The organism is Pantoea sp. Pa-EAmG (assembly GCF_030024295.1).
In the GTDB taxonomy this organism is placed as follows: domain Bacteria; phylum Pseudomonadota; class Gammaproteobacteria; order Enterobacterales; family Enterobacteriaceae; genus Pantoea; species Pantoea dispersa.
Window position 1 is genome coordinate 1 of record NZ_JASEWO010000070.1, and the last position, 22,390, is coordinate 22,390.

General features: G+C 55.3%; 26 protein-coding genes. 11 read left to right on the forward strand and 15 right to left on the reverse strand.

What is annotated here, in order from left to right; all coding sequences use genetic code 11:
* Nucleotides 1-76: 76 nt before the first annotated feature.
* On the reverse strand, nt 77-649 hold the full coding sequence (gene pagP / locus QMM04_RS11360) for a lipid IV(A) palmitoyltransferase PagP (RefSeq protein ID WP_153001988.1): 573 nt from the start codon (nt 647-649) through the stop codon (nt 77-79).
* Between the two features lie 955 nt (nt 650-1,604).
* Between pagP and QMM04_RS11365 the strand changes: the two genes are divergently transcribed.
* Together QMM04_RS11365 and QMM04_RS11370 are read left to right on the forward strand one after the other, a co-directional pair.
* Nucleotides 1,605-1,850, forward strand: a complete 246-nt coding sequence (locus tag QMM04_RS11365; protein ID WP_021508600.1) for a hypothetical protein — start codon at nt 1,605-1,607, stop codon at nt 1,848-1,850.
* A gap of 102 nt (nt 1,851-1,952) precedes the next feature.
* On the forward strand, nt 1,953-3,035 hold the full coding sequence (locus QMM04_RS11370) for a malate/lactate/ureidoglycolate dehydrogenase (RefSeq protein ID WP_282996196.1): 1,083 nt from the start codon (nt 1,953-1,955) through the stop codon (nt 3,033-3,035).
* Between the two features lie 33 nt (nt 3,036-3,068).
* Here QMM04_RS11370 and gntT read toward each other — a convergent pair whose 3' ends face one another.
* Nucleotides 3,069-4,385 (reverse strand): gluconate transporter, encoded by a 1,317-nt coding sequence (gntT, locus tag QMM04_RS11375; RefSeq protein ID WP_021508602.1) that lies wholly within the window; start codon nt 4,383-4,385, stop codon nt 3,069-3,071.
* Between the two features lie 277 nt (nt 4,386-4,662).
* Between gntT and QMM04_RS11380 the strand changes: the two genes are divergently transcribed.
* Nucleotides 4,663-5,808: an iron-containing alcohol dehydrogenase gene (locus QMM04_RS11380; RefSeq protein WP_159378383.1), complete on the forward strand. Its 1,146-nt coding sequence runs from the start codon at nt 4,663-4,665 to the stop codon at nt 5,806-5,808.
* A gap of 34 nt (nt 5,809-5,842) precedes the next feature.
* On the opposite strand, the gene QMM04_RS11385 is transcribed toward QMM04_RS11380, so the two are convergent.
* The 3 genes from QMM04_RS11385 to QMM04_RS11395 form a co-directional block, all read right to left on the reverse strand.
* Complete coding sequence (locus tag QMM04_RS11385) at nt 5,843-6,670, reverse strand: Cof-type HAD-IIB family hydrolase (RefSeq protein WP_282996204.1); 828 nt, start codon at nt 6,668-6,670, stop codon at nt 5,843-5,845.
* A 109-nt stretch (nt 6,671-6,779) separates the two neighbouring features.
* A complete protein-coding gene (locus QMM04_RS11390) occupies nt 6,780-7,241 on the reverse strand; it encodes an RcnB family protein (protein WP_058781243.1) in 462 nt (153 codons plus the stop codon).
* A 779-nt stretch (nt 7,242-8,020) separates the two neighbouring features.
* Nucleotides 8,021-8,260 carry a DUF1272 domain-containing protein gene (locus tag QMM04_RS11395; RefSeq protein ID WP_058781242.1) on the reverse strand — a complete coding sequence of 80 codons (240 nt, stop codon included), beginning with the start codon at nt 8,258-8,260 and terminating at the stop codon, nt 8,021-8,023.
* A 192-nt stretch (nt 8,261-8,452) separates the two neighbouring features.
* On the opposite strand from QMM04_RS11395, the gene QMM04_RS11400 reads away from it, so the two are divergent.
* From QMM04_RS11400 to QMM04_RS11420, 5 genes are all read left to right on the forward strand, one after another.
* Nucleotides 8,453-9,556, forward strand: coding sequence for an AI-2E family transporter (locus QMM04_RS11400; protein WP_264441528.1), 1,104 nt, complete (start codon nt 8,453-8,455; stop codon nt 9,554-9,556).
* 264 nt (nt 9,557-9,820) lie between these two features.
* A complete protein-coding gene (locus QMM04_RS11405) occupies nt 9,821-10,981 on the forward strand; it encodes a diguanylate phosphodiesterase (RefSeq protein WP_282996197.1) in 1,161 nt (386 codons plus the stop codon).
* A 66-nt stretch (nt 10,982-11,047) separates the two neighbouring features.
* Entirely contained in the window at nt 11,048-11,329 is a 282-nt protein-coding gene (locus QMM04_RS11410) for a hypothetical protein (protein WP_021508608.1), read from the forward strand.
* Between the two features lie 180 nt (nt 11,330-11,509).
* Nucleotides 11,510-11,770, forward strand: coding sequence for a hypothetical protein (locus tag QMM04_RS11415; protein WP_021508609.1), 261 nt, complete (start codon nt 11,510-11,512; stop codon nt 11,768-11,770).
* Between the two features lie 80 nt (nt 11,771-11,850).
* Nucleotides 11,851-12,048: a hypothetical protein gene (locus QMM04_RS11420; protein ID WP_058769419.1), complete on the forward strand. Its 198-nt coding sequence runs from the start codon at nt 11,851-11,853 to the stop codon at nt 12,046-12,048.
* A 32-nt stretch (nt 12,049-12,080) separates the two neighbouring features.
* Here the strand turns inward: QMM04_RS11420 and QMM04_RS11425 are convergent, their stop codons facing one another.
* From QMM04_RS11425 to ycgZ, 3 genes are all read right to left on the reverse strand, one after another.
* The gene (locus QMM04_RS11425) at nt 12,081-12,347 is read right to left on the reverse strand and encodes a biofilm development regulator YmgB/AriR family protein (protein WP_058775262.1); all 267 of its coding nucleotides are present in this window, start codon (nt 12,345-12,347) and stop codon (nt 12,081-12,083) included.
* 134 nt (nt 12,348-12,481) lie between these two features.
* On the reverse strand, nt 12,482-12,751 hold the full coding sequence (locus QMM04_RS11430) for a hypothetical protein (protein WP_282996198.1): 270 nt from the start codon (nt 12,749-12,751) through the stop codon (nt 12,482-12,484).
* Between the two features lie 99 nt (nt 12,752-12,850).
* Nucleotides 12,851-13,093 carry a regulatory protein YcgZ gene (gene ycgZ / locus QMM04_RS11435; RefSeq protein ID WP_282996199.1) on the reverse strand — a complete coding sequence of 81 codons (243 nt, stop codon included), beginning with the start codon at nt 13,091-13,093 and terminating at the stop codon, nt 12,851-12,853.
* A 312-nt stretch (nt 13,094-13,405) separates the two neighbouring features.
* Here ycgZ and QMM04_RS11440 point away from each other — a divergent pair, with 312 nt between their 5' ends.
* Nucleotides 13,406-13,645: a biofilm development regulator YmgB/AriR family protein gene (locus QMM04_RS11440; RefSeq protein ID WP_021508614.1), complete on the forward strand. Its 240-nt coding sequence runs from the start codon at nt 13,406-13,408 to the stop codon at nt 13,643-13,645.
* Nucleotides 13,646-13,866: 221 nt separating this feature from the next.
* On the opposite strand, the gene QMM04_RS11445 is transcribed toward QMM04_RS11440, so the two are convergent.
* Both QMM04_RS11445 and QMM04_RS11450 read right to left on the reverse strand, forming a co-directional pair.
* Nucleotides 13,867-14,127: a hypothetical protein gene (locus QMM04_RS11445; protein WP_031279895.1), complete on the reverse strand. Its 261-nt coding sequence runs from the start codon at nt 14,125-14,127 to the stop codon at nt 13,867-13,869.
* 164 nt (nt 14,128-14,291) lie between these two features.
* Nucleotides 14,292-15,755, reverse strand: a complete 1,464-nt coding sequence (locus QMM04_RS11450) for a sugar porter family MFS transporter (protein WP_282996200.1) — start codon at nt 15,753-15,755, stop codon at nt 14,292-14,294.
* A gap of 343 nt (nt 15,756-16,098) precedes the next feature.
* On the opposite strand from QMM04_RS11450, the gene QMM04_RS11455 reads away from it, so the two are divergent.
* Nucleotides 16,099-16,674 carry a TetR/AcrR family transcriptional regulator gene (locus tag QMM04_RS11455; protein ID WP_282996201.1) on the forward strand — a complete coding sequence of 192 codons (576 nt, stop codon included), beginning with the start codon at nt 16,099-16,101 and terminating at the stop codon, nt 16,672-16,674.
* 23 nt (nt 16,675-16,697) lie between these two features.
* On the opposite strand, the gene QMM04_RS11460 is transcribed toward QMM04_RS11455, so the two are convergent.
* Together QMM04_RS11460 and QMM04_RS11465 are read right to left on the reverse strand one after the other, a co-directional pair.
* Nucleotides 16,698-17,378, reverse strand: a complete 681-nt coding sequence (locus QMM04_RS11460) for a BPL-N domain-containing protein (protein ID WP_282996205.1) — start codon at nt 17,376-17,378, stop codon at nt 16,698-16,700.
* A gap of 299 nt (nt 17,379-17,677) precedes the next feature.
* A complete protein-coding gene (locus QMM04_RS11465; RefSeq protein WP_282996202.1) occupies nt 17,678-18,133 on the reverse strand; it encodes a MarR family winged helix-turn-helix transcriptional regulator in 456 nt (151 codons plus the stop codon).
* A gap of 77 nt (nt 18,134-18,210) precedes the next feature.
* Between QMM04_RS11465 and QMM04_RS11470 the strand changes: the two genes are divergently transcribed.
* The gene (locus QMM04_RS11470; RefSeq protein WP_282996203.1) at nt 18,211-19,290 is read left to right on the forward strand and encodes an NAD(P)/FAD-dependent oxidoreductase; all 1,080 of its coding nucleotides are present in this window, start codon (nt 18,211-18,213) and stop codon (nt 19,288-19,290) included.
* Between the two features lie 31 nt (nt 19,291-19,321).
* Here QMM04_RS11470 and QMM04_RS11475 read toward each other — a convergent pair whose 3' ends face one another.
* The 3 genes from QMM04_RS11475 to QMM04_RS11485 form a co-directional block, all read right to left on the reverse strand.
* Nucleotides 19,322-19,537, reverse strand: coding sequence for a hypothetical protein (locus tag QMM04_RS11475; protein WP_021508621.1), 216 nt, complete (start codon nt 19,535-19,537; stop codon nt 19,322-19,324).
* 150 nt (nt 19,538-19,687) lie between these two features.
* Nucleotides 19,688-19,996, reverse strand: a complete 309-nt coding sequence (locus QMM04_RS11480) for a cell envelope integrity TolA C-terminal domain-containing protein (protein WP_282996206.1) — start codon at nt 19,994-19,996, stop codon at nt 19,688-19,690.
* Nucleotides 19,997-20,474: 478 nt separating this feature from the next.
* Nucleotides 20,475-22,019 carry a methyl-accepting chemotaxis protein gene (locus QMM04_RS11485; protein WP_104092673.1) on the reverse strand — a complete coding sequence of 515 codons (1,545 nt, stop codon included), beginning with the start codon at nt 22,017-22,019 and terminating at the stop codon, nt 20,475-20,477.
* Between the last annotated feature and the right edge of the window lie 371 nt (nt 22,020-22,390).

The window sequence follows — 22,390 nt, forward strand, 5'->3', positions numbered from 1 at the left end:
CCAGCGCGAATTGATGAAAAAGTGATAAATATTGATTTTTTCCATGCCCTTCACACTTTCTGCGCATCTTCAGCGATTAAAACTGAAATCTTAACCAGGCAAAATAGACGTTGCCGTTGTTATAAGTGCCTGGAATGTACGTCATTTGGAAGGTTGCCGGGCCATACCCTATCGAAGCCAGCGGCAATACCAGCGGAACCGGGATATATCGCCAGTTATCCCTGGCCGTTACACCCGCGGTATAACCGGCACCCAGATGGAAATTCTGATCGTTCAGCGGTCGCCAGGTCGCTTCCCAGCCGTAGCCGGCGATGGGCTCCCACTTGTTAAACGAGTCTTTGAACGCCATGGCATACAGGCCGTGCCAGTTGCCCTTTTCATCCCAGCGCGAAACGCCACCGCCCGCACCCCACGGCCGCTCGTTGTACTTTTTGATGTGTTCATCATCGTAAGTAAAGCGGTTGTGCCAGGTGATAGCCGGGACGTAAAGATCGTAATTTTGCGGTTGTGTCCAGGTTTGCGCCACGTTATCGGAGAAGGTATTCCAGCCCGATTTAATCGCTTCGCCTGTGGTTGCCGCTGGTGTCGAAAAAGAGACCGATGAAATCAAAATACAGCCGCAAAAGGCTGCAGAAATACGCCAGTTCACAACAATGCTTCCTGTTAAATCATCCTGTATCCGGCAGTCACCGCGTAGCGCCACATCGCGCCGCATGCTGCCGTGGGTTAATGGCTGATGCCACGAGCGCGTACAGCGCGCGCGCCACAATGGCGCCAGTCGCACCCGGCTCTGCTGGCAATCAGCTGGTTAATTTTACCTCACTGCGCGAACGGAGTCGAAACGGCAAATAAACAAAACGCAGAGGGTAAAAGGTGCAGAAAATGCACCGCTCAGTTGATGATTACTTAGGGTGATTACTTAATATTCAGCAACTTATCCGTAGAAATTGATTTCATGAATAAATTAATAAAATTTATCAATTGAACTCACCCGATGATTGAGATAAATCTCATCACTCCAGGACGGAGAGAGGAGGAACTGAGATGACAATTCGTTGCAGCCGCTGCGGTTGCGCCAAATTTTTTTATACAGTACCCGGCAAGGAAAAGGTCGACGATTCCGATCATCACGGCGCCTGTTGCGCCGCGTGCGGCAAGCCGATCAGCCTGCGCGATGTGATCCCGCTGTCATCCCTGCAACCGGCTTCTGCCGCCCGTCACGTTGAATAATGTTTTCAGGCACCCGCCGGGTGCCTGAACGCGTCAGAAAATCAGTTTAAACACGCCAGTAATCGTCAATAACCCGACAATAAAGATGATGGCAATAATCCACAGTATTATTTTCATTGTTCGCTCCTTCAGGATGAAAAATAACGCATCGTGCATTCAGTATAGATGATTATTCCGGCTTCGCCGGGCGCTGCGAGCGCGATCCCAGTCACTTGCCTCAGAGACTGTTGCCTGCTCTTTTTTTCTGCGAGCCCGGTCGCAGCTTATCGCTTAAGTTGCTATCCCGCCGCACGCGTAGCGCGCTGATTGTCTAAAATTACAGCGCCTGTAGCAGGCCTCAATTGTTCGCTATGTCTACGTAACAAGGAGATAATATGAGCACGATTAATACCAGCATGGGTCGTTACAGCCTCAAGGCAAAGGATCATGGCAGTCACATTCGTGGCAGCATTGCGATTAATGACGAAGGCGGTACGCAGCTCACCCTGCAAGAGTTTGATGAGCATTATCTTGACGATGTCGTCAACAACGTTATTTATCCGATCACGGGTGGGAACCGTGAAATTGCACGCGCACTGCGTGAACAGATGGTTAAAGCCGGCTTTGAACAGCCGCACTGAGTTTGTTGGGCCACGTGTTGTGGCCCTTTATCAGCCCTTACTTGCGGTTACTATCCATTTAAGCGCAGGATGCTCTCTCCCCCCCATAAGGAGATTAACCGCGTGACTGAACTGCATCGTGTTTCCCCTTCCCGCTTACATCAGTTTGTTCAGGCTATCTGGCTGCACGCCGGTAGCAGTGCCGAAGAAGCGCGCCTGGTGGCTGACCATCTTGTTGCTGCTAACCTCGCGGGCCATGACTCCCACGGCGTCGGCATGATACCGAGCTATATGGCCTCGCTGACGCAGGGCTTTCTACAGCTCAATCAGCACGTCAGCATCGAAAAAGACGCTGGCGCGGTCCTCACCCTTAATGGTCAGAAAGGCTTTGGTCAGGTGGCCGCGTACGAGGCCATGCAGCACGGCATTGAGCGGGCGAACAGGTTTGGCCTTGCGGCGGTTGGCCTGCATCATTCGCATCACATTGGCCGTATCGGTCACTGGGCGGAGCAGTGTGCCGCAGCGGGCTTTGTCTCCTTTCACTTCGTTAATGTGATGGGCGATCCGATGGTGGCGCCGTTTAACGGCAGCGATCGCCGCTTCGGCACCAATCCGTTCTGCGCGGTGTTTCCGCGTCGCGACGGCGAACCGCTGCTGCTGGACTTTGCCACCAGCGGCATCGCCTTTGGTAAAACGCGTGTGGCGTATAACAAAGGTCAGCCGGTCGCGCCGGGCTATTTGCTTGATGCGCAGGGCCAGCCGACCACCGATCCGAGCGTGATGCATCAGTCGCCGTATGGCGCGCTGACCGCCTTCGGCCTGCACAAAGGCTATGCGCTGGCGACGATGTGCGAAATCCTTGGCGGCGCGCTGTCCGGCGGTCGCACTACGCATGACGCCACGCTGCTTTCCGGCACTGACGCCATCTTCAACGGCATGACCACCATAATCCTGAACCCAGACGCGTTTGACGCACCGGCGATGCAGCAGGAAGCCGAAGAGTTTCTCGCGTGGGTCAGGCGTTCACCGCAAAGTGGTGAGGCAGAGATTCTGGTGCCAGGCGAATGGGAAACGCGCAACCGGGCAGCACGTGAACGCGAGGGCATTCCGCTGGACAGCAACAGCTGGCAGCAGATTTGCGCAGCGGCACGCCAGGCTGGCATGCCTGAGGACGAACTGGCGGCCTTCCGCGCCTTAGCGCAGTAAGCCGCCGGGGCTGAGGCGCGGTGCCTCAGCCGGTTACAGCGCAGCGGACAGCAGCAAACAGCCCAGCAGACCGCACACCGAGATGATGGTTTCCAGCGCCGACCACGAGCGAATAGTTTCACCGATGGTCAGGTTGAAGTACTCCTTAAACAGCCAGAAGCCCGGATCGTTAACGTGCGAGAAGATGACACTGCCGGAACCGACGGCAATGACCATCAGCTCCGGGCTGGCGCCGCTGGTGGCAATCAGCGGTGCCACAATGCCGCCGGCGGTAATCGCCGCGACGGTGGCAGATCCCAGCGCAATACGCAGCACCGCCGCAATTGACCACGCCATAAAGATTGGCGAGACGTTGGTTTCATGCATCATGCCGGCGATGTATTTGTCCACACCGCTGTCCACCAGCACCTGTTTGAAGGCGCCGCCGCCGCCGATGATCAATAGCATCATGGCAATGATTTTGATCGAGTCAGTGATGGTGCCCATCACCTCATCCATGCTGCGGCCACGGTTAAGGCCAAAGGTGAAGATGGCAATCAGCACCGCAATCAGCGTCGCCATGATCGGATCGCCAAAAAATTCCGCGTACGGCAGCAGCACATGGCCTTTCGGCAGCAGCATTTCTGCCACGGCACGCAGCGCCATCAGGATTACCGGCACCAGCGCCGTCCACACGCTAACGCCAAAACCTGGCATCTCCGCTTCACTGAAAGTTTTTGGGTTCCACAACCCTTCCGGAATCGGCTTATCAATGCCTTTCAGGAAACGCGCATACACCGGCCCGGCCAGAATCACCGTCGGAATACCCAGCAGCGTACCGTACAGCAGGGTTTTTCCCATGTCGGCATTGAATAACGTGGCGATCGCGGTCGGGCCCGGATGCGGTGGCAGGAAGCCGTGCGTGACGGATAAGGCGGCCGCCATCGGCACGCCGACATACAGCAGCGGCACGCGCGCCGATGCGGCAATGCTGAACACCAGTGGCAGCATCAGCACGAACCCGACTTCATAAAACAGCGCAAAGCCCACGGTGAAGCCGGTGAGCACCAGCGCCCACTGAATGTGCTTCTGGCCGAATTTTTCGATCAGCGTGGTGGCGATACGCTGCGCACCGCCGCAGTCGGCCAGCAGTTTCCCCAGCATCGCGCCAAAGCCCATGATCAGCGCCAGGCTGCCCAGGGTACCGCCGACGCCGGTTTTGATCGATCCAATCACTTTATTGACCGGCATGCCCTGCATCATGCCCACCGCCAGTGCCACCAGAATCAGCGCGATGAAGCCGTTAAGTTTGAAGCGAATCATCAGCAGCAGCAGTAACGCCACGCCAATTGCCACATAGAGTAATGGCATAATTTTTCTCCACTTTTGCGCTCGGCGTATTACCGGCAGCGGTTTGTTGTAATGGGACAAAGGGATTATCAGTGCCAGATGTTTCAGAATGCGACATCCTGTTACCGGTATCATGTTAAGGGTAACATTGACGGGAAAGCACCTGGTGCAGCGGGTGAATTTCTGTTTTGCGAAGGTGATCAACTTTTTGTCGGAGGGTTATCAGAATGTTTGCCCCGGCAGCGGCGTGGCTTTTGGTTACACTAGCTGTTTTATGCCAACCGATAAGGATCTGCAGGTGAGTGAGAATCTGATTGAGCTGTACAGTAATCAACAAACCCTGTTTGGCCGTGGCAGCATCGACCGCCTGGTCCCGCTGCTGGCGGCGAATCCGCAGCCCACGCTGCTGTTCTGCGGCCGCTCATTTCTAAACAGTCCGGCGTGGGCACGCCTGGGCGCGACGCTGAACGATCACATTCTGGGCTATGAAATTGTCAGCCATGAAGCCTCGCCAGACGAGATCGATGGCTGGGTGACGCGCTGGCGTGGCCACGTCGATCGCGTTGTCGCCATCGGCGGCGGCAGCGTGCTGGATGCGGCCAAAGCCTTTGGCGCCATGATGCAGCATCCGCTGAATATCGCGCGCTACCTCGAGAAAGTGGGCGATACGCCGGTACAGGCGGTCACGCTACCGCTGATCGCCATTCCTACCACCGCCGGCACCGGCAGCGAGGTCACGCAGAATGCGGTGGTGACCGATCAGCAGCACATTAAGGTGAAGGCCTCGCTGCGCCATCCGGTGTTTGTGCCGCAGGTGGCGATTCTCGATCCCGATCTGCTCAAAGGGGCGCCGGATCGTGTACTGGCTACCTGCGCCATTGATGCCTTTACCCACCTGTTCGAGGCTTATCTGTCACGCAAGGGCAACCTGTTCAGTCAGCAGAACGCGCTCAACGGGCTGCAACTGTTCATGCAGGCGTGGCCGTACCTCAATCAGGACGACAGCCGCGGCGATGCGGCACGTGAAGCGATGATGATGGCATCATGGCTCGGCGGCGTCAGCCTGAGCAGCGCGGGTTTGGGGGTGATCCACGGTATTGCCGGCGAGCTGGGGGCGATTAAACCGTTCCATCACGGCGAAGTCTGCGGTCGTTTGCTGTTCCCGTTCCTGGATGTACTGGCGGAGCGCGCGCACCCCGAACAGCAGCGGCTGATGGCGGCGCTGGCTGAACGCCTGCTGCCCGATGAAACGGCACCGCCGGCGCTGGCGCTGAAAGCCTGGCTGCAGCAGCAGGCTATTGTGCCGTTCTGGCTGGAAGGACCGACGCTGGCTGCGGAAGAGGTCGACTGGATTGTGGCGCGCGCCAACAGCAAAAACGGCTGGGTCAATTATGATCCCGCCACGCTCACGGAGATGATTACCGCCGCGTGGCGCGTCGTCTGAGCTTTTCGGGCAGCGCATGCTGCCCGTTGCTTATTCAGCCAGCAAACGGCCCTTCCCCCGCCAGCATCTGCTCGATCACCTGCAGTACGCCCTCCTGGTTATTGGACGGTGCGCCGTAGCGCGCAGCGTCTTTGACCCGCTGCGGCGCATTCTGCATAGCAAAGCTGAAGCGCGACTGCACCAGCATCTCCAGATCGTTGCCGCCGTCGCCAAACGCCAGCACCTCATCGCTGTTGATGTCCCAGCGCTGCTGCAGCAGGCGCAGACCGTTGGCTTTGTGCAAGCCGGGCACAATCAAATCCACCGAGCCGTGCCCGCTGGAAGTCGCCGCCGCCGCGCCCTGATGCAGACGCTCAATATCAGCCATCAGAATATCGACATAATCATCGGACAGATTCAGCGCAAACTTGAACAGCCGGTCATCGCCCACGTCCGCGAGGCTATCGATCGCCTTGAGGCGATGGCAGTAGTGACGCATTTTGACCAGCCACTGCTCATCCATGGTGTTGAAGTGATAAGCGCTGTTACGGCCGCAGAGGATGTATTTCAGGTTGGGATAGTTACCGCGCTGCAGGGTATCGAGCACGGCATTAACATCCTCGCGCGAGAACGCGCCGCAGAACAGCTCCTCATCCCTATCGAGGATCCACGCGCCATTTTCGGCGACAAAGGCGATCTCACTGGCGATGTCGGGAAAGAAGGATTTGAGCTGGTAATACTGATTACCGCTGGCGACCACAAATTTGATGCCGCGCCGCTTCATCTCCTGATAGCAGGCCTGAAAACGTGCCCGGTTGTACTGTTTTTTATCGTCGAGAAAGGTGCCGTCCATATCCACCGCCACCATTTTTACCATGGTCATCATGACTCCTTAACGCGTTGAAAGGAAAAACGGGTTGTCCAGAGAATAACCTGGTGAGCGGTGAAAGCGGAGAGAAACACGGATGGCCGTCGCCATCCGTGCGGCAGGATTAGTTAAATGCGTTATTCAGCAAAATGGCGGTGATAATGCCGGTCGCGGCCGCCACTAACACATAATTTCCGTCGATAAAGGCCCAGTGCTCGCCGCGCGGCGGCTCATACAGACCGCGCGCCCGCCAGTCGTCGACGCGATAGTGTGGACCACGGAACTCCGGCGGTGCCGGATAACCACGGCGAAAATCATGACCGCGCCAGGCAAAGCGATCGCCGCCGCGATGTCCCTCCGGCATACGGTGGTCAGCATAGTGGTCGTGACGATCCGGGCCCGGTCCGCGATCGTGGCCAAAGTCACGACGATCATGATGATCGGGACCCGGGCCGCGATCCTGATGGCGGTCGCCGCCGTGCGGGTCCCAGCGATGGTCACCGGGACCGTCGGCCCAGGAGACGCTGGAAAACAGTGTGCTGCATGCAATAAATGACGCAATAATCGTAAGTGTTGTTTTTTTCATGGTGTTACCTCCAGGGATAACGGCAGTCTGCGCGCCGTTGAGGCTTACTATTACCTAAACAAAGCTAAAACAGCATTTCCAAAAGTCTTAAAAATCGGTGACTTACAATACATTACGCCAGGTTAGCGCTTTCTTAACGATTGTGGAGACTTTATGGTGGCGTGGCACGATAAGGCTGGCAGGGAAATAAGCAGTTAATTCAGCGGGAATAAAGAAAACCCGATCGCGGGGATCGGGCGGACAATGCTATTTCCATAAAAAGCATAAAGCGGGGAAACCCTGCTAAAAAGAGGGTAAAACTGAAGCACACAACGCCACATCACTAGCATTGCCCGGAAAGAATAACATTCATCAGGGCAAAATACTTTCAGAAAACTTCTATTTTCAGAAAAAACCGTAAAAATGTTCATGGCAGAGAAAATAACCACCAAAGGTACATAAAGTGAAAAGAAATAAGGTCCGTGCTCTGACCAGCTGTCGTCAGGAAATATAGTCAGCCCGTATAAAACATCGCCATAAAATCACAATACATTGAATTTAAAAGGCAAAAATTAATCCATGCCATTTTTTAGTTATGCCGCCATTTAAGCCGACCGGCAAACTAGCTGGCCGACACATTTCATTGATAATGCGAGCGCTATTGCTGCCCTGGCAATTAATCGATGTGCGTGATTAATATAACGCTAATTTTTCACTGCGCTGAAGCGTAAGGTTAAATAACCAGCAAGCGGGCGCACAATAATTATGCGCCGGCTATTAATCCAATTGCGCTGGCGAATTTAGCGGGGTGGCGCAGAAACAGGATATCGCTGAGTTGCAGCCGGATGGCGCAGCAGCGCCTGCGCCGGACGTATCGGCCGCCGTACCAGCTCACCCGCACAGTTCGGGCAGTGCTGCGCCAGCACGCCTTCCGCACAGTCAACGCAAAACGTGCACTCAAACGAGCAGATGCGCGCATCAGGCGAGGCCGGCGGCAGATCTTTATCGCAGCATTCACAGTTAGGACGTAATTCCAGCATGGCACTCTCCTGTCAGGGGTCAGGGCTATCATCGCCGCCGCCGCCCCGGCGCGCCAGCCTGTGAGCGGACATCGCGCGGACAGATCGGGACAGCTTTTCATCCTGCACGCCTTGCCTTGCGCGCTAAAAACATTACATTCCGCAAAAGCCGTTCTATAGTTCATTCGCTACGTTTATCTGCGAGGCTTTTGCATGCGTGTTAAAGGGTTAAATATCGGTTTCTTTATAGTGATTCTGGCGATTGTCACGATCGCCTTTTTTGATGTGCTGGCGCCCTATTTCTCCGCCATTTTGTGGGCGGCGATTCTGGCGGTGATCTTTGCGCCGCTGAAGTCACTGCTGCGGCGCAAAATGGGCGACCGCAACGGGCTCGCTTCCTTTGTGACCTTACTGATTATCTGCCTGATCGTGTTCACGCCGCTGGCAATCATCACCTCGTCGCTGGTGGTTGAGATCAATACGGTGTACACCAAGCTGCAAACCAATTCCGCGCAGTTCCCGACGGTGTTTGCCTCGCTGCTGCAGCATCTGCCGGAGTGGGCACAAACCTGGCTGGCGGATCACGATCTGAACAATGCCGCACAGATTCAGCAAAAACTCTCCGGCTTTGCGCTGAAGGGCGGACAATACATGGCGGGCAGCGTGTTCCTGATAGGTAAAGGGACCTTCACCTTCACCGTGGGCTTTGGCGTGATGCTTTATCTGCTGTTTTTCCTGTTGAAAGACGGCGCCTGGCTGGTCGGGCTGATTCTCGAAGCGCTGCCGCTCTCCACCTATGTTAAGCACCATCTGCTGATGAAATTTGCCGCTGTATCGCGCGCGACGGTCAAGGGCACGGTGGTGGTGGCCGTGGTTCAGGGGGTGCTGGGTGGCTTTGCCTTCTGGATCACCGACATCGACGGCAGCCTGCTGTGGGGCGCGCTGATGGCGTTCCTGTCGCTGATTCCGGCAGTCGGCTCGGCTATCGTCTGGGTGCCAGCGGCCATCTTCTTCTTCGCCACCGGTGCGCTGTGGAAAGGCCTGTTCCTGGTGAGCTTTTTCGTTATCGTGGTCGGGCTGGTGGACAATATCCTGCGTCCGCTGCTGGTCGGCAAAGATACCAAAATGCCGGATTACCTGATCCTGATTGCCACGCTGGGCGGCATGGAAGTGTACGGCATCAACGGCTTCGTGATTGGCCCCTTGATCGCTGCACTGTTCATCGCCTGCTGGAATCTGCTCTCCGGCCGCGACAACCGGGAAAACGTCGAAGAGATCGACGAAGAGTTTATCGAAGAGGGTAAAACTCGCGAGTAGCAGCGGTATAACAGCTAAAGACCTGCTGACGGGCCACTATCGCTCACTGGCAGGCTTATCCGAAGCGGCGCTTTAAAGCGCCGCTTGTCTTTTCAGCGCGGCCGCCAGGCTGTCACGCTCAGCACCTTTTCCGACCTTTGACTCGCGCCTTCCCCCTTTTACCGGGCTCAAACAGCCGCCAGGCAGCGCTCAGCCCGGACGTTTCACAATTTAACCCATGCTGCTAAGGTGTCAGAGGACAATCGCGACAATCTGGAGCGTATAATGCTTACAACAATAATTTATCGCAGCCACATCTCTGAAGATGTTCCCGTCAATATCCTGCCGGAGATGGTGGCAAAAGCGAGTCTGCTCAATGCTGAGCATCATGTTACCGGCATCCTGCTGTTTAACGGCACGCACTTTTTTCAAATCCTGGAAGGGCCGGAGCACGGCGTTCTGGCAATCTACGCCCGCATCTGTGGCGACCGGCGTCATCACAATGTGGTCGAGCTGATGCGCGACTACTCTCCTTCGCGGCGTTTCGGTAATGCCGGCATGGAGCTGTTCGATTTGCGTAATCACCACAGCGGCAGTGTGCTGCAGGCGGTGCTTGATCGCGGCACGTCGAAATATCAGCTGACCTATGACGATCGCGGGCTACAGTTCCTCAGAACCTTTGTCGAAGCGCGTGAAAAAGAGAACTACTTTGAAGTGCCCCCGGCTGATTGCTGGGAGTTCATCCCCGCGGAAGGGCAATCTCCCGCGCCGGCCAGTGGCGTCACTTTCCGCCCTGTGGTTGATCCCCTTGGCCGTGAAGTGACGGCCATTGAGGCAATTCCGCACGCGCAACCCGCCGGACTCGGGGAACATGAGCGTTACACTCATGACCTCAACGTGGTGACAGACGCACTGCATAAAGCCGGCCAGGCCTGTCCCGATGGCATGACGCTGTATATCAGTATCCTGCCGATGACGCTGGTTTGTCTTCCCGATGCGGTAAGTCAACTGGTCACCGCCATCGCGCAGGCGGAGCTGGTGCCGCAGCAAATCATTCTTGGCGTGAGCGAAACGGAAGTCATCTCCCGGCTCGAAGACTTTTCCACGGCGGTCAGACAGCTGAAAGAGGCTGGCATCAGCCTTTCAATTGATAACTTCGGCGACGGCTCGGCCGGTCTCTCTTTACTGGCGCACGTCCAGCCTGACCGGGTACGTATCGGCGCGAATATTGTTCGTGATATTCACCGTAGCGGCCCGAAGCAGGCGGTGATGCAGGCGGTCATCCGCTGTTGTTCGGCGCTGGAAATCAACGTCATTGCGGCCGGCATTGAGCGTCCCGAAGAGTGGATGTGGCTGGAGGCGGCCGGGATCATCGATTTCCAGGGCAGCCTGTTTACGCCTGAGGGCGGCGCCGTGGCATGGCCTGAGAGCCGCGAGGCGATCTGAAAGCGGTTAAGCCTGACGACGCAGAACCTCTGAAGAGATAAAACGTCAGGCTCACAGGAGAAGACAATGCTGAGCGATGCCCGACTGCAGTTTATATCCAGCCATCCGGAGGAGAACGAACCGGAGGCGGTATCCATGGCGCGCGAGTTACTTCGGTACCGCAGTGCGCTGGCGCAGCCATGGGCTGTGGTGGAGGGACTGGGTGTGAAGTACGTGGAGGACGGTAACGGGGCGATGATCTGGCCGGCGCGTTACTGCGAACGCGGCGACACCTTACTTTATCGTCTGGATCAGGCGGCTTCAGAGGTCAGCGGGCGCGCTGAAGCCGCGGAACCCGTCAGAAAGTAGCGCCGTGATAGCCGGCGCGAACGCAAATGTCATCCTCTTTGCAACGCCGGCAACTCAATATGCTGATCATTGCGCCGATAACCCGCGTCCGGCATCTTTTAGCGGAGTTTGATGTGCTCAATGTGTCCGGGTGAGATTCCTGTGGTAAGCTCATTGCCCTAACCGCAGCCGGACAGACTGATGAAAAACAATTTTGACGATAAAATGGCGGATATCATCATCGGAGAAGCCGTAACGGCGTTACTCGATGATAACGTCGCCATAAGCTGGGCGGCCCTCAACGACAGGCTGCAGGCGATGCTTGACCGCGAAACAGACAGTGACCGCATTCGTGCTGTGCTGCGTGTCATTGAGGACGTCAGACGGGAAATGGAGATGAGCGCGGTGAAGAAAGAGGCGTTCACTGCCGGGCATTTTTCTTTTTCCGGCAAGCTGCACTGATCGCTGCCTGACAATCTGCCGCGCCTGACGCTGTGGTTTCTGCTATACTGTATGCTTATCCACCAACGGATGGAGGTCATTTGAGCGATGACACCACCGCCGAAGATATCTACGCCGTTATTGGAACGGTTGTGGCACGCCTTCTTAAGCCGGACCAGCACCTTACACTTCAGGATATCACCCATGCCCTGCATCATCTTGGCGAAACGGCAAGCGAAGATAAACAGCGGCAAGCCTGTTTAAATGCCATCAGTATGCTTGTGAAGCAGATGCACTAAGCTTAATGCACTGCTCCGGCTTACTAACCTTTTCAGAACCCTTCATCATCCGGCGTTCTGCCGACCACGATTTCAAGCACGTTGCGCAGTACATCCAGTTTGACAATATCGGTAGTCATCTCAAGCTCTGCGATGAGATACAGGATGATGGTTTTGCTCGTCACTTTTTGGCCATGGATGACGATATCGCGAATTACGGCATCCAGGGCCGCGGCTTCGGCTGCATAGCGCTCACCGCCGCTGCGAAAATGGTGAATAAGGGCCGCTTCCGCGCTGAATGAGTGTTCGTTGGTTTGCATGTGTCGTTATCCATAAACCGGGCGCTGCTGACAGCCCGGTGGTCGCCAAAAAAATCGGCCATCCTGAGATGGCCGTGTTATGCCGGGTGTCCTGCCGCACTCCGGTTAATCACGAGATCGTACCGTCCCTGTCATTAATGCTTTTTACCAGCCCTGGGTTGTGACATCCCGCCCAGAGCAGCCATCGGCTTTTCACGATTTTCCCGGGCTGCTGACTGCATCTGCAGTTCCCTGATGGCGATCCTGATCGCCTCCAGACGATCGGTATTAAATTCCTCTGCGGCCATTGACCGGAGCCGGGCTGAAACGGTCGCCACATTGATTCGTTCATTATTATCGAGCAGCCTGACCACCGCCTCGCCCAGAACGATTTCGGTTAAACGTTCAATTTGACTTCTCTGCATGCCCACCCCCTGCGGGACTGTGCCCTTTCGGACAAGTGGCTGACCCTTCCCGGGTCATAAAGCGCATGCTGCAGGTACCACCGATTATCCCTTTTCGTATCAGCGTTCAAACAGCATGCCAATCAGCGTCTGGTAATGACGCTCTTCTTCATAATTTGCCGCGACCTCAAGGCGTCTCAGCAGTTTGGTGCAGATCGCCTTACGGTTGAGGTTTTTTCCTGCACGCAGGATCTCAACGACAATCTGCCCCAGCGTTTCCTGCTGAGTAGGTGCTGTCTCTCTGCTGAAATAGCGGGCAATCTCACTGGCGCTGTCTGGAAATTTTGCAACATTCTGACGCATGATGATCCCCTCAGATGGTTAAAATACCGTCGCTTCTCTCTGTGCGTAAACTTATACAAAGAAATAAAACTTGTACAGCAATACTTTTTCTGTATTAGCTACATTCTTGTGCAAAAAATGCTAACACATTAATCTCAGGGGCTTACGTGCTGAAATAACCGGCATGATGGCTGGGCTCAGCGGCAGGAAAAACGGTATCGGTTTGGACAACCCGCTGATTACCTGACACGGTATGAGGATTGTTGCTGTACAGACGATATCGTATCGGTTACTTTGCGCCCTACAAGATGATCGAGTGCTGCAGGTGGACAAATGAGAAACAACGGGCTGCCGCCTTGTCACAATACCGGACTAGCCGGTTACTTCAGTCAGGTCACCGATCCCCGCCAGATTGCGCTACTGGGACGCATCACCGTTGAAATTTTGCGTCAGGAACGTCGGCTGACGCGCACCGCGATCTGCCTCAAGCTTATCGGGCACATCAATGACACGGACGATGACGTCGAAGCGGAACAGGCACGTTCCCTGCTGGCGATGCTGTTTGGTCGCTGATCGTTTGATTCATCCGCTCACCTTCAGCGCGTTGCACATCCGTCGCTAAAGCCCGCATCCGTTGCCACATGCCGCGTTGCCGAAAATCGTTAATACGAGGTTTGATGGTGGTGAAGACGTCATCCCTGACAGTTTTCTCCGGCCGGTACACGCTAACGCGCGTCCGATGAGGTCATCTACGTTGTCGTCTTCCGGCCAGAGCCGGACTACGTCTTATGGCGTCAGTTCTTCTCGTCGTTCAGGCCTGCAAGCGTCTGCAGGTACGGCACATGGATCGCGGCCTGCTCAGGCTCATCAAAGCTTCTGAGCCAGCCGATCGCCTCTGAAATCGCGGACAGGCGTGTGTCGCTGCCGCCAGCGCGTTTCATGTGTCTGAGCTCGTCGATAAGCGTATTAACGCTGATCTTCTTTTTGCCCAAAGCCAGGCTTAGTGCCGCTTCGCCAATAATGACGTGCCCTTTCCCGTCGTGTTGAATAGACAAATTTACTTCCTCCATTTCACGTTGATGAGAACCTCACGTCACACTGTAGACCCTATTGAGCGAACCGGTGCAGGCAAGTTCTGAAATGAAGCCTGTAACAGGAATTATTTAACAGAGTATGGCGATAATGCCGCGGCGGGTGCCGCGGCACAGCGTGCTGGGGATCAGGTTGATGACGCGGCTTGATCCGCAGGTTCACCAAAATGCTCGCGCATGTGAGATTCAATCTCTTCCAGTGATTTCCCCCGGGTTTCCGGCAACATCACGGCAATAAACATCAGGGAAGCCACATTGATTGCGGCAAAGATAAAGAACGCCTTATTACCAACCAGCGACAGCAAAGGCGGAAATGCAAGCGCTACCACGGCGTTGCATATCCACTGAAACGCTACCGCTGAACCGGTTAATACCCCGCGAACTTTCATCGGAAATAACTCCGACATCAGCAGCCAGTAAACCGGGGAAATGCACATCTGCATAAAGAACAGGAACACCAGAATACACGCCAGTGCCAGCAGACTTTGCGTCAGGCTTTGCGGCATGAGAACCAGCACCGCGCCCAGCGCCAGCTGCATCGCAATCACCACCGACAGCCCGGTCATGAGCATCGGGCGCCGGCCGAAATGGCTGATGGCTTTAATGCCGGCAAAGGTGGCCAGTACCGATACCACCCCGTTGCCGATGGTGGCCGCAATCGAAGCACTGGTGCCCAGACCGGTACTTTTCAGAATAACTGGCGTGTAATACATGAAGGCGTTGACGCCGGTAAACTGCGCGACAATGCCCATGCCACAGCCCAGCAGCAGCAGACGCACAATCCATTTCTCTTTTAACAGTTCGCGCGCAGGTGGCCCCTGACGGGCTTCGCGGGCATTCTGCCGCATCTCTGCCATCTCTTTTTTAATCTCGCGCGGATTTTCCCGCAGTTTGCGCAGGATACGCAGCGCCTCATTAAAGCGCCCTTCCGCCACCATCCAGTGCGGTGAGGCCGGGACAAAAAAGGTGCCAATAAACAGCAGAATGCCGGGGATCATCGCCAGCGACAGCATATAGCGCCACATGCCCGGATCGTGCAGTAACAAACTCATGGCGGCGCTGACGACATAAGCCAGCAGTTGCCCTGACACAATCATCAGTTCGTTGCGGCTGACCAGCGGTGCCCGGCGCTTAGGCCCGGCAATTTCAGCGATAAAGACCGGAACCGTTGACGATCCGCCGCCCACCGCGAAACCCAGAATAAAGCGCATCACCACCATGATTTCCAGATTCGGCGCAACCGTGGTGCCTAACGCCCCGGCAATGAACAACAGGGCAAGGCTGCGTAACGTGATACGGCGACCAAAGCGGTCCGAGACATAACCGCTGATGAACGCGCCGAGCGCGGAGCCAAAGGTGAGCGCAGAGGTCACCAGCCCTTCGGTAAATGGCGTGAGATCGAGACCGCCCTGCGCGGCGGGCAGCGTCATGTAGGGCAGCGCGCCGGAAATAATGCCGGTGTCGTAGCCAAACGCCAGCGCGCCCATCGTGGCGACTAACACCACAAAAAACAGGCGCTGCTGAACAGTAAATGTCAGGCTGCCGCTATCATCGGATTGAGACTGCGAAGGATTGTGCTTGCTATCGTCCATGGGTGATTCAAGACCTGGTCAATGACGGGATAAAAAGGAGGTTTGAGTATAGTCAGAAACGAGAAAGTGTGAGGCCGGTCACGATTTTTACCGGATGGCGACTGAATAAAAATCCTGCACCGCCCTGACTGCACAGCGCATGTTTGCTCCGCAGCCGCGCCCTCGCACTGCGCTCAAACCCTGGCTGGCCTGCTGCAATCCCGCCCCCGACAGGGGGAAAATTTTCTGCTAAGGTACGCTGGCTGGTTAATGAGAAACACGCTGAGGCGTAACGCAGAAAGGCAGGTCCGTCGACAGGTTGCTGAATTAACGTTCAGGACAACGGTGTCTTTTAAGGTTGAACGTGAAAAAAGAAACGGTTAAGAAAAATATCATTCTCGCGGCGCTGCAGCTGTTTCGGGAGCGCGGCTTCAACAATGTTTCAACCCGCGATCTGACCAATACGCTGGGCATATCCCGCAGCCATATCTACCACTATTTCAAAAACTGGGATGCGCTGAGGCTGGACTCGATTGCTTTCATGCTGGATGAGGACGTTGCCGCTTTCTCTGTAGAGAGCGAAAAGAGGGATGATTCACAGCATGACGCCTTTTTTCGTGCGCTGGTGGATTATCTCCTGCCAGACGGACCGGCTTCTCACTGGTTAATCTACCTCGAGTTGTGGCCGCTGGCGGCGAGGGATAAGCAATTTGAGCAGCTGCTGCTCTCCAGCACGCAGACGTGGACAGCGATCATCCGTCAGGGCTTATCCGGCCAGGCATTTAGCCACCTCAGCGAAGCAGGTAAAGACGAGGTGGCGCGTAATCTTCACGCCCTGATTGACGGTTACTCAAGCGCGCTTATTCTTAACTACTCTGCGGATAAGCGGACACATTTTTTTCTTGAGATAATGACCGCCTTGCAGAAACTTTGTCGCTAGCAGGGATTTTTCCACATAGCCGCTTACCTCCCGGGCTTTAAATCATTAAACAGCCTGGCCATCTTGCTGCCGGCTGAGGTGTAGGCCGGATTGTTTTTCTCCGGCGCCATCCAGCTTTCATCCGCTTCCGGATGCGGTCCGCTCAGGAGCACCGTGCCTTTACCGTAAGTATATTTCGCCAGCGCGATATCACCGTTGGCATAGCGCGCCAGAGCGACAAAGCCGTGCGCGTTTTCGGCATTCAGGTAAGGACCATCCTGATAATAAAATTTTTCGGTTTTACCCTGCCAGACAACATCCACAACGTAATCGCCCTCGTCGGGTATGTTAGTCCCCTTGCGCATGACTTCAGAGTCCAGCGATGAGGGGATCAGCCCCAGCCAGTTTTCATCAGCCAGATACGCGCCCATACACAATCCGAGAAAGCTTTTTCCATTGCGGACAAATTTGCGTATGGCCTCAGCCCCTTCGTCGCCCAGCGCAGCAAAGGCGCCGGGGATGTCCTGCCCGCCTCCGGGCTGGATGTACACATCAAAAGTGGCGAGATTATCCTCCGTGACCTTTATTTTTTCCTGCTCTCCGACATACGCGATGTCCAGCGGCAGACCGCTCTGTTCCAGCGCTTTACGGACCATTTCGGAGCAGCCAGGACAGCCCGCACCGCCGCGATAGATAGCGACATGGGTGACGGCAGCACTGGCCATATTCGCGGTGGCTAACCCGCCGGCAAGCAGAATGGCAGCATACGTCAGAAGGTTCTTCATCAAATAACGCCAGAAACGGGAGGTGGCTCTCAGTAACATTGTTTTCACCATCAGCGGCAGGACCAGGCTCAAAATTAGAGCGACTGCTCAATTTAGGGCCAGCACGAAGAGGCTGTCAACAGCCTGACAGCGCGAAAAATACAAACCCCTGTTTTAATTAGTCTTTCACATGATCCCGTCAACGGCTGCCGCGATTGTGCCGGTTGCAGAAGGAGTGTCTGAACCTGACCGGCCGGGAATTATTCGATAAAACCGCTGGCAGACTGCCGTAACCGCCCGGTGATAGCGATCAACCCTTCGATGTCTTCCGGCGTCAGCAAATCGAGGAAATTTCGCCGCACGCCCGCTGCATGTATCGGCCGCGCTGTAGCAAGCAGCTGGCTCCCTGCCTCTGTCATGCGGACTGAAATCCCTGCGCGAGTCGCGCGGCTGCGCTGTACCAGATCCCGGGCGGCCATACGTGAAAGCTGGTGCGATAGCCGCGACTTGTCCCATTCAAGGTATTCCAGCAGCTCACGCTGCAGCAGTACGCCCTGCGGACTGCGGTTGATTTCCATCAGGATCATGAAATCCGGGCCGGACAACCCGGTCGCCTCATTGATCTCTCTGACAATGCGTCCGGTGATGACTTCAGCAAGCCGGCGATATCCGCGCCATGCCTGCCACTCTGCGTCTGAAATTTCTGTGCTGCCCATTATTTATCCCGTCGCGTAGTTGATATGTCAACTTTGTGATTATACAGTATCCACTTTCACATTGGGGAAGAAAAGACATGTCGGACAAACTGACTATCGCTATCGTGGGCGGCGGCCCGGCAGGCCTCACGGCGGCCGTGATTCTTCAGCGCCACGGTTTTAACGTAACGGTGTTTGAGGATGAGCCGGCGGATGCTGCACGGAGTCAGGGCGGTTCGCTTGATTTGCATGCTGACAGCGGCCAGGCGGCGCTGCGCAGAGCGGGCCTGCTCGAACAGTTCATCAACATCGCCAGGCACGAGGATCAGGAAAGCCGGATGCTGAATTACCTTACCGGAGAAGTTGAGGCCGACAGATTCACGCCGGAAGGTGAAATGGATAAACCGGAAATCGATCGCGGTGAGTTGAAAAACCTGCTGCTGAGCGCCCTGCTACCGCAGACCCTGCAGTGGGGTCACAAACTGCATTACGTTGACGATGGCCAGCAAAAAGCGCACGGGCTGGTGTTCAGAAACGGCAGGCGCTACGAAGCCGATATCGTGATTGGTGCAGACGGTGCCTGGTCGCGGGTCCGCCGTTATCTGACACCGGTACGTCCGGTTTATACCGGCATTACCTTTTTCGAAGGCTGGATAGATCACCCGTCCGACCAAATCAACAGCATTGCCGGCAACGGAACCGCTTTCAGCTTTGGCGGTGCGCAGGCGCTGGTCACGCAACGCAACGGCGGCGGTAGGATTTGCGTCTATGCGGCGATGAAGCGCGCCCCTGATGTCATCGATCAACACATAGCCTCCTCCGGCCTCACCGCCTGGGTGCGCGACAGCTACCGCGACTGGGCCGCTTCCCTGCAATTGGTGGTGAACGCCACCGGTGACTATGTCAGACGCCCGATTTACAGCCTGCCCGCCGATTTTGGCTGGGCACCACGGCCGGGCATCACCTTGATTGGCGATGCCGCTCATCTGATGCCGCCGGTTGGCGTGGGAGTCAACCTGGCGATGCTTGATGCTTCAGACCTGGCTCTGGCACTGTGCGAGGCCTCGCACCCGCAGAACGGGCTGCGCTCTGCGGAGATCCTGATTATGGAACGCGCACGCGACATGATGCCTGATGCAATAGCGGGGTTTCAGAACTGGTTCGATGAGAAAGCCTGACACCACTTTTACGTGACCAACCACCCGCGGTTTACTGTTGCTTTTGTTCCGCCTCTTTCTGTTTTTTGGCGGCCATGTGGTGGCCCACCGCGCAGCCCGCTGCCGCTCCGGCAACGCCATGATGAACCAGATGACCTGCCACGCCGCCAGCGACGGCGCCTTTCAGACACCCTTTTGCCTCTGCCTGGGCGCTAACGACTAAAAGAAGGCCTGCCGCTGCCAGGGCCGCAATCCACTGTTTTTTCATTGCCGTAAATCTCCATAAAGATACGTGTTATGTCGGTGATGCTGAGCATAGCCTGGCCGGGCTGACGGCGTGATATACAGGAGTTAAACGGCGAACTTTGTTACCTATGGTTACGCTTATGCAGCAACGGTCTGATCAGGACAAAGCCAGTCAGGGTGCAAAACGCACCGGTATCTTTTCTTTCAGATACGCAGGCCGCATGGGAAAGGTGTTGGCATCTATCGCCTGCTTTACCGCATCGATAGCGACGGCGCACAGATCAGCATCTCCGCCCTGCGCAGTGACGTTAGCCGGTGGCTGACCTAAGGGCTGCGTAATGACCAAATCACAGGTCTTACCGTGATATAAATTCGCGTCAAAAAACCGATACTGTATTGCGGTAACGGCCTGACAAAGCCACAGATGAGTATCTTTATTTGCTATTTGCGAGGAGGTTTGCGATTCGCACTCGCTTCTTATCTCTGAAGCGGTTGGAAACCTGAATGACTGCCTTGCTGTTTGTTTAGTATGGGACTGGCAGCCGACTAATCACATGACGGCGATAAGTGAGAGTGTTTTATTCATCATGGCTTCCATGCAGATCATTTATGCATTAATAGCATCCCGGACAGATTGCGGAAACCGCGCCTGCTATCGGGTTGCTTTCGCATTGGCAGCGAATACTCACAACCCAGCAACCGACCGCATTATAGATGTGAGAATAAACAGCGTAACGTCTCAAGCCAATTCGCAGACCCCATCAAAGGTTGCGAAATAAGGCCAGCGCGTTTTGGCCAGCCTGACATGGCGGGGTAGGTTTCTTTTGAAAGGTCGGGACGGCTGCAGAATAAATTCAGCAAACATCTTTCCGCCCCACCCGACTCAATCCCCAATATGCACGTGATTTATTGGGCGTACTTAGTCTGATTTCTACTCAGGAACGCTGAGCCCTTTTACGTCAGACACGAAATGTGTCCACCATCCCCCGCAGAGCGTGCGCCTGCTCAGAGAGAGACTGAGACGCCGAAGAGGACTCTTCAACCAGCGCAGCGTTATTCTGCGTGACACCATCCATCTGACTTACCGCAATGCTAACCTGAGAAATGCCCTGCATCTGTTCAGAAGAAGCCAGTGAAATATTATCCATGGCCTCTGCCAGTTCGCCCACCATGCTGACAATCTTCAATATGCTCTGCCCTGTACCTGCTGCCACCTCAACGCCGCTTTCGACCTGCTCAACGGCCTGTTCAATCAGCTGTTTGATGTCGCGAGCAGCATTTGCACTGCGCTGTGCAAGCGTTCTGACTTCACCGGCAACCACGGCAAAACCGCGTCCTTCTTCACCTGCCCGGGCGGCCTCCACCGCTGCGTTGAGCGCCAGAATGTTGGTCTGGAAGGCAATGCTTTCGATCACGGAGGTGATGTCCCGTACCTTTGTCGCGCTCAATGAGATCTCATTCATGGTTTCAGACATACGCTGTACGTCGGCCTCACCTGCGCGTGCCAGCGTTGCCGCATCCCGGGCAGACCCTGCGGTCTGCTGCGCGCCGGCCGTATTACTTTTCACGGTGGCGGTAAGCTGCTCCATACTGGCCGCAGTTTCCTGCAGTGCTGCAGCCTGCTCCTCGGTGCGGGATGACAATTCTGTATTGCCCTGTGATATCTCATCCGCCGCCAGCGCCACTGAAGCAGCAGAGTCTTTTATCTTTGATACCAGACCACGCAGGTTTGCCTGCATGCCATCCAGAGAAGCCATCAGGCTGGTACTGTCATTGTTTCGCAGCGTTACAGGCGTCGTCAGGTCGCCAGAAGCAATGGTCGCCGCAAGAGTCTGCGCCTGCACTGGCTCGCCGCCCAGCTGGCGCATCAGTACGCGAATGGTCATAACGCATGTTCCCACTGCCAGCAGTGCTGATGCGGCCGCGAGCAACATCAGTATCAGCGATGCCCGGCGTGTCGCCTGACTGTTGGTTTCAACAGCGGACTGCGTATTTTTCATCTGAACCAGCGTCATATCATTAAGCGCTTTGAGCAAGGTACTCTGCACCGGGCGCGTGACGTTCAGCAGATAGGCAGTGGCTTCCTCAGCGCGATTTTCAAGCCCGAGCCGGCCAGCCTGCTTAAGCGACGAAAGTGCAGGCTCCTCAGCTTCAGTAATGCGGCTCATGACTTCCCGCCCCTGCGGTGTTGAATCCTCCTGCATCACCTCAGCCAAAGCCTTGCGGCTGGCTATATACTGCGCTTCTTGTTTTTGTACGCGCTCCCATTCAGGCTTCATTGCCTCAATATCCGTTAAGAGCGCCAGGTTACGAACCGCAATGCCCATATCCCTGATGCTGCCACGCATATCCAGCACCAGCTGATACTTTTTCATTTTGACGTTAACCGCATCGTCCATACCTTTGCTCGCATTACTCAGGGCGTTGAGCGCAATGCCGGTACAGATAATAAAAAGTACAACAAGCAGGCCAAAGCCCGTTGCAAGTCGGGTGGATATTTTCATATTAATTCTCGCTGTAAGTAGATGAGAGTGTCAGATATGAATGTGTTATCGGCATTGTGTGACGCAGATTCATCACCCGGAATGGTTAATTTTAAAATTCATTTCGGACCTGTCGTTCAGATTGACGCAGCTACACATCGCTATATTAGTGACATTCTCAATATAAAATTAACCAACGAATTTTTGAGAGAAATAATTCTTGCATGCAAATAATCAATACCTAGCTCATAACCGTCCGCACCAGGAAATTTTTCACCGATATGCTACCGCTGACACCCTGTTCTTTTCCTGGCGCAATAATTCTGAATCCGCCGAGGGGAAATGGTAAAAACCATTGATTTTAATGAATAAAATGATGATTGAATATTCTT